At 38.6% G+C, this 6839-nt stretch carries 4 protein-coding genes and 1 pseudogene; 4 read left to right on the top strand and 1 reads right to left on the bottom strand.

All coding sequences use genetic code 11. The features are described from left to right. Positions 1-2585, bottom strand: a pseudogene (locus QZT73_RS14900) (translocation/assembly module TamB); the annotation flags it as partial. 12 nt (positions 2586-2597) lie between these two features. Between QZT73_RS14900 and tsaD the strand changes: the two are divergent. The 4 genes from tsaD (at position 2598) to QZT73_RS14880 (ending at position 6822) form a co-directional block, all read left to right on the top strand. Beyond that, positions 2598-3602 carry a tRNA (adenosine(37)-N6)-threonylcarbamoyltransferase complex transferase subunit TsaD gene (gene tsaD / locus QZT73_RS14895; protein WP_291788987.1) on the top strand — a complete coding sequence of 335 codons (1005 nt, stop codon included), beginning with the start codon at positions 2598-2600 and terminating at the stop codon, positions 3600-3602. Between the two features lie 119 nt (positions 3603-3721). Continuing rightward, positions 3722-4189, top strand: a complete 468-nt coding sequence (gene smpB, locus QZT73_RS14890; protein ID WP_291784874.1) for an SsrA-binding protein SmpB — start codon at positions 3722-3724, stop codon at positions 4187-4189. A gap of 55 nt (positions 4190-4244) precedes the next feature. After that, a complete protein-coding gene (locus QZT73_RS14885) occupies positions 4245-4751 on the top strand; it encodes an HNH endonuclease (RefSeq protein WP_291784876.1) in 507 nt (168 codons plus the stop codon). A gap of 187 nt (positions 4752-4938) precedes the next feature. Continuing rightward, a complete protein-coding gene (locus QZT73_RS14880; RefSeq protein WP_291784879.1) occupies positions 4939-6822 on the top strand; it encodes an amidophosphoribosyltransferase in 1884 nt (627 codons plus the stop codon). The last annotated feature ends 17 nt before the right edge of the window (positions 6823-6839 follow it).

Raw genomic sequence — 6839 nt, 5'->3', positions numbered from 1 at the left:
TTGAAAAAATCAAGATTCAATTCATGAATTTCCAAAGCCAAAATTTCATCGATATTATCCGAAATATTCCCGTTTACAGAAATGAACTGGTTTTCATTGTACAGTTTGATATTGTCAAAAAGTATATTTTTTCCTGTGATATAGATTTGATTGTCCGGGTCAAAACGCCAGATTTTTTCCAGGATTTTTAATTCAGATGGCTCAAATATTATGGTGGTATGGTCCGGATAGACCGTTACTTCATTTTTAACACTTACGTAGCTACCCGTTTCCAACTGGTCCTGTTCATACCTGAAGTCGATTTTGGTTTGGTCCCAAATGGCCTCCATCATCAGGTTATTAAAGCTCAGGCCTGAATTGAGGACTTGTTTTTTGGAGTAGATGTAAAAAGAGGCCAGCACATCATCTCCTGATGCCATTTTTGATGTGTTGAAGTCCAGATTGGTGTCAAAAAGAAAGTTACCGTTGTAATAAATCGAATCTATACTGGAAAAAAAATTGAGGATGGTATTGTCAGGAGTTTGGTAAAATGCCCCCTCAATCAAGATATTTTTTGATATGGAGGCCCTTGGTTCAAAAAGGTTAATGATCGGGTTGATATCAATGAAATTCATATTGATATCAATATTATAAGGGTCAGTAATGCCCGCTTTTATATCCGGTTGGAATTTTTCATCATTGGTCAGGATTGCCCAATAGTCCCTTCCAAGCCTTTCCACATCCTGGAGAAGTTGTTCCACTTCAAAAGTTCCGGATATCCCTGCCACCAAAAGATCAGAATTAAGGGAAATTACCCTGGAATCATCTGTAAAAAGGGATTGGAAAAAAAAGTTGTCTATAAAAAGATTTCTACCTTCATAGCTCAGGGTGATATCGCTGAATCTTGCTATCCCTTCAATATCATCTAAGGTAATTCCTTTTGTGTCCATATCAATTTTCCCACTGACAAAAGCATCCTTTTCTATAAACCCTAGCGATTGCAAGAAAGCAGTATCAAGCTGAATGTTTAAGCGGATGGAATCTTTTCCATCCCTAAGGTCAAGGATACCTTTTGCTTCCCCTTTAAGGTTGGGATCATTGACCTGCAGATTACCACTGAATAAATCCCGGCCATATGTGGCGTCAGTTTTGATGTTTTTGTAGTTGTATCCGTTTACTCCGGCATTCTTTATGTCCGCATCTATTTCAAGCAAAGCACTGGAAACGTTAAATCCTGTGCCTTTAATGTTTCCCGTTAAATTGACTTTTTGAAATTTCTGCCGGTCTTCCAAAAGAATACCTATATCCAAGTCTTTTAATTCTACCCTTCCCGAATAAGTAGGTTCACCGGCATCCGATCTATAACTGAATCTGCCGATCATATTGCCTATACCTGTCCTGAAATTCCCATTAGCTGTAAAAAAGTGGAGATAACCTGAAAAATCCGTATCGAAGCGGATATCTCTGAATTTATTGATTTCAAATTGGGCTTCTTTAGTCACATAAGGCGATAGATCCGTACTGTTCAGAATGGAATTCATCAGAGACATTTCAAAAAAAGTTTTTTCAAGATTGGGCAGACCATCAATTTTGAATTTTCCGAAAAGGGCACTTCTTAAACCGAATCTTATCAGCAATTGCTCTGAGCTTAGGCTGGAAACTGTTCCTTTTATTTCACCGCTGAGAAATACCCTGTCTTGAATATCAGGGAGTGCATCCGTAAAAAACTTCAGGTCCTGAATGTCCAATGCAGATTCATCCAAATTTGCTGTAATCCGAACTTCTTCGGTAAAATTTGAAAGGGATTTGGTGGAATCAAAATCAAACCTTAGGTAATCTTTGATTTCAGTCCGGTTGGACCTTACAAAAAGATTATTGAACTCTATGAAATTAGGTGTGTAGGTGAAATCGGTTTTGAGTTGTTGGAAAACCATTCCAGATGTAGATTCTATTCCCCGCATGTAGTTCAACTTCATACTTATTTGAGGGCCCTCTGTCAAAAAATTATCTGCATCTGCAATGAGATCCCTGAATTTGAGGTTATTGTAATCAAAGCCACCCACAACTGGGCTTGAAGCATAATTTAAGATGTCCAAAGATGTTTCGTCAAAAAATATATTATCAACGCGGAATTTTCCAGCAGGTTTGTTAGGGTCTTTTTTGCCAGGAAGCAAATCATTTAAGCGTCTGAAGAATTCTGAGATGTTCATTTGGAATTCGTCATCATGAGAAATCAGCCTAACATTCCCCCCTTGCATTTTGATTTGATCGAGTGAGGGATTGGATCTGTCAAAAATACCCTGTAAAGAAAAGTCAATGTAGACCTCGTCAAGGTCAATCATCAAGCTGTCCTGATGGTCATAAATGATTACATCATTCAGGGAAATGGCATCCCACCACCTGATCCTTACCTTGGAAATACCAGTACTGTACCCCGTATTGTTGGAAATGTAGGTTGTAGCCCAAGCAATTACTTTGGTCTGTATAACCGGTATTTGCAATAAGGTAGCCAACAATACGATGCTGATAAGCAGGAAAAGGAATAACCTTAGGCTCAGCCTCAAGGCTTTCAGTAAATTTTCCGTAACTTTCGGGTTCTTTTCCAAGGGGTAAGCGTAATGAAGATCAATATACTGGCAATAGAGTCATCCTGTGATGAAACGTCAGCATCGGTAATTTCTGATGGCAAAATACTTAATAATATAATCGCCACGCAATCAGTACACGAAAAATATGGTGGCGTAGTTCCTGAGCTGGCTTCACGCGCGCATCAACAGCATTTGATCCCTGTAGTTGATTCAGCACTTAAAGGCTCTGGTGTTTCTAAGCGCGAATTGTCTGCTGTCGCCTTCACCAAAGGCCCAGGCTTGATGGGTTCCTTGATGGTGGGGGTGTCCTTTGCCAAGTCATTTGCATACACTTTGGGAATTCCCTTAATTGAAGTGAACCATATGCAAGCCCATATTTTGGCACATTTTATTGAAGAACCACATCCCAAATTTCCATTTATTTGTCTGACTGTTAGCGGAGGACATACACAGCTGGTTTTAGTGAAGGATTACTTGGATATGGAAATTATTGGAGAAACAACAGATGATGCAGTAGGGGAGGCTTTTGATAAGACGGCTAAATTGCTGGGTTTACCTTATCCCGGTGGACCGCTGATTGATAAATATGCCCAAAAAGGAAATCCCAATGCTTTTGAATTTCCCATATCTGATATTCATGCTTTAGATTTTTCTTTTTCCGGGATCAAAACTGCAGTTTTGTATTTTTTAAGGGATAGGATCAAACAAAATCCTGATTTTATAGCCGAAAACCTTTCGGATATATGCGCTTCTGTTCAGTATACCTTGGTAAAAACCCTGATGCAAAAACTTAAGAAAGCAGCAGAAATCCATGGTATTCAGGAAATCGCTATCGCCGGAGGAGTTTCCGCAAACTCTGGCTTAAGAGAAGCCCTGGAACAAACAGCAAAGCAATCCAATTGGAGAACCTATGTCCCCAAATTTGAGTTTTGTACTGATAATGCGGCCATGATTGCTATGGCAGGACATTTCAAATTCCTAAAGGGGGAGTTTTGTGGATTGGATGTGGTACCTGAAGCCAGAATGAAGCTTTAGGGAAGTGGGAGATTGGAGTTTCGGAATGTACCAAGTAATTTCGGAAGGAAAAAAAAAAAAAAAAAAAAAAATTTCACGTGTTCATTAAGGTATAGAAAAATTGAATTGAGCAAAAATCAATGGGGAACGATAAGAAGAAATTTGAAAAAATCATCAATATAAGAAACAAGAAAGCAAGTTTCGAATTTGAATTCATTGATACTTTTGTAGCAGGTATTGTATTAAAAGGTACTGAGATCAAATCTATTAGAGAAGGTAAGGTTTCCCTGACGGAGGCATATTGTTACTTCAAAAAGGGAGAATTATTTATCAAACAAATGCATATCGCTCCATATTCCATGGCGGCCAATTACAATCACGATGCAGTCAGGGAAAGAAAATTGCTTTTGAGTAAGAAGGAGCTGGATAAATTGGAGTCAAAGTTTGAAGAAAAAGGACTTTCTATTATTCCGGTTCGGATTTTTATCAATGATAAAGGATTGGCCAAGGTGGAAATTGCTTTGGGTAGAGGTAAAAAACTACATGATAAAAGACAGGATATTAAGACTAAAGATATAAAAAGAGAGCTGGATAGGATGCAATTTTAAAAACAAATCAATAGAACAACAGGTTTTTCAAATCAAACATTTAAATTAGTGGATTATGGATAAACGTGTTTTAGTTTTAAACCTTGACCACTCTCCGATTGCAATAGTAACGGTTCAGAAAGCACTTGTTTTGTCCATTTTAGAAAAAGTCAATTGTCTCAGTTATTATGAGACCTTAATCGTAAGGACTGTCAGTAGAGAGTTCCGATATCCTGCAGTCATACGGCTCAATGAATATAAAAATATACCCTACAAAGGGGTAATTTTAAACAGAGCCAATATTTTTAGAAGAGATGGTCAGCAATGTCAGTATTGTGGTGCTGTCAAAAATCTCACTATAGATCATATTATTCCCAAATCAAAAGGAGGAAAGACCAATTGGACCAATCTGATAACGGCCTGTAACCGATGTAATGTTTACAAAGGGGATAAAACTCCTGAGCAAGCTGGTCTAAAGTTAATGAATGAACCATTCAGGCCCACTTTGGCATTTTTTATTGCCGAATATGCAGAGCGTCATGCCGAGGAATGGATGCCTTTCCTTGATTTCAGGACAGTTTGATCAATTTCTAAATGTAGGGAGGAGCATGGGGTTCAAACAAATACTGCAGTTTTAAGCTAAATTGCCATGCCGCTCTTTGGAGCTTTGATAGGGTTTGAAATTAAATGTTAACCAAATTTCATATACTTCCATAAACTTCTAAAAAAGAGCTAACTTTGCAAGATCAGTTTATATCAGCCCAAATCTCATGAGTGAACAGATCAAACATGAATGTGGTATTGCGATGCTAAGGCTTCGAAAAGATCCTCAATACTACATTGACAAATATGGCTCCCCACTTTATATTCCCAATAGGCTTTATGTTCTCATGCAAAAGCAGATCAATAGAGGTCAGGATGGTGCAGGACTGGCCAATATTAAGATCAATACCAAACCAGGAACCAGATATATCAGCAGGTACCGTTCTATTGAACCTCAAGCTGTCAATTTTATTTTTGACAAAATTCAGAAGAAGTTCAAAAAAGCCAAAAAACAAGGTGGAGAAAAAGGTGTTCTAAATGCCGCCTGGCTTAAAGAAAATATTGCTTTTTCGGGTGAAGTCTGGCTTGGACATCTACGATATGGTACGCATGGAGAAAACAGTATCGAGACTTGCCATCCATTTCTGAAGCAAAACAATTGGAGAAGTAGAAATCTTGTTATGGCCGGGAATTTCAATATGACCAACGTGGAAGAACTTTTTGGCAGATTGGTAGAATTGGGACAGCACCCTAAAGAAAAGACCGACACCGTTACCGTAATGGAAAAAGTGGGTCATTTTTTAGATGAAGAAAACCAGCGGATTTTTGACAAATACAAGCATGAGTATTCTAATGAGCAGATAACTGCTGTGATTGAAGAAGAGTTGGATGTAGCCAGAATACTGAGAAGATCCTGTAGGGATTTTGATGGGGGATATACCATGGCTGGTTTGATAGGAAATGGTTCAAGTTTTGTGGTTAGAGATCCTTCCGGTATACGTCCGGCATATTATTATGCTGATGAGGAAATTGTAGTAGTGGCTTCTGAAAAGCCGGCTATAAAATCAGCTTTCAATATAGATTATCAGGAAATAAAGGAAATACAACCAGGCCATGCTTTGGTCATCAATAAGGATGGTTCTTATGCGGAGCACGAGATTCTGCCTGCAAGGGAAAAAAAATCCTGCAGTTTCGAAAGGATATATTTTTCCAGAGGTACTGATCCGGGTATTTACAGAGAGCGCAAAATGCTTGGCAGGGCTTTGTTGCCACAAATCCTTCAAGCAATTGATTTTGACTTGAAAAACACTGTATTTTCTTATATACCCAATACGGCGGAAACTGCCTTTTTGGGTATGATTGAAGGCCTGGAAGATTATTTGGCAGCCAAAAGAAAAGAAGTGTTGCTGGAAGGGAAACCTCATTTGGAAGATCTGGAAAACCTCTTGAGTTTTAGACCTAGAGTAGAAAAATTGGTCAGCAAGGATGTCAAATTAAGGACTTTTATTACCAATGATTCTGATAGGGATGCAATGGTTGCCAATGTCTATGATACTACCTATGAAGTCGTAAGATCGGATATAGATACCTTGGTGGTTATTGATGACAGTATTGTTAGAGGAACCACGTTGGAAAAAAGTATTCTAACGACTCTGGATAAATTGAATCCCAAGCGTATAGTGATTGTTTCTTCTGCACCTCAGATTCGCTTTCCGGATTGCTATGGAATAGACATGTCCAAAATGAGGGAATTCATTGCCTTTAGAGCCACCTTGGAGTTGTTGAAAGAAAAAGGGATGTCCTATCTTTTGGAAGAAATCTATGAAAAGTGTACCAGCAGGCAGATCCTTACGGATAATTATGTCAAAGAATTGTATGCCCCTTTTACAGATCAGGAAATTTCAGATAAGATTGCTGAGATTATCACCACTCCTGAAATCAAAGCAGAAGTGAAGGTGATCTATCAAACTGTTGAAAACCTGCATAAATGTATTCCAGAGCACCTTGGTGATTGGTATTTTACCGGAGATTACCCCACTGCTGGCGGGATGCGGGTCGTTAATAGGGCATTTGTTAATTTTATGGAGGGAAAGACCGTAAGGGCTTATTGATATAGTGTACCAAGTAC

Source organism: Cecembia sp., from assembly GCF_007126775.1.
Classification (GTDB): Bacteria; Bacteroidota; Bacteroidia; order Cytophagales; family Cyclobacteriaceae; genus Cecembia.
The sequence above is the reverse complement of the archived record's forward strand: the minus strand, read 5'-3'. Positions and strand labels throughout refer to the sequence as shown.

Excerpts from the sequence above, each read along its gene's own strand:
- QZT73_RS14885 (WP_291784876.1), top strand. The coding sequence starts at position 4,245 with ATGGATAAACGTGTTTTAGTTTTAAACCTTGACCACTCTCCGATTGCA.
- smpB (WP_291784874.1), top strand. The coding sequence starts at position 3,722 with ATGGGGAACGATAAGAAGAAATTTGAAAAAATCATCAATATAAGAAAC.
- tsaD (WP_291788987.1), top strand. The coding sequence starts at position 2,598 with ATGAAGATCAATATACTGGCAATAGAGTCATCCTGTGATGAAACGTCA.
- QZT73_RS14880 (WP_291784879.1), top strand. The coding sequence starts at position 4,939 with ATGAGTGAACAGATCAAACATGAATGTGGTATTGCGATGCTAAGGCTT.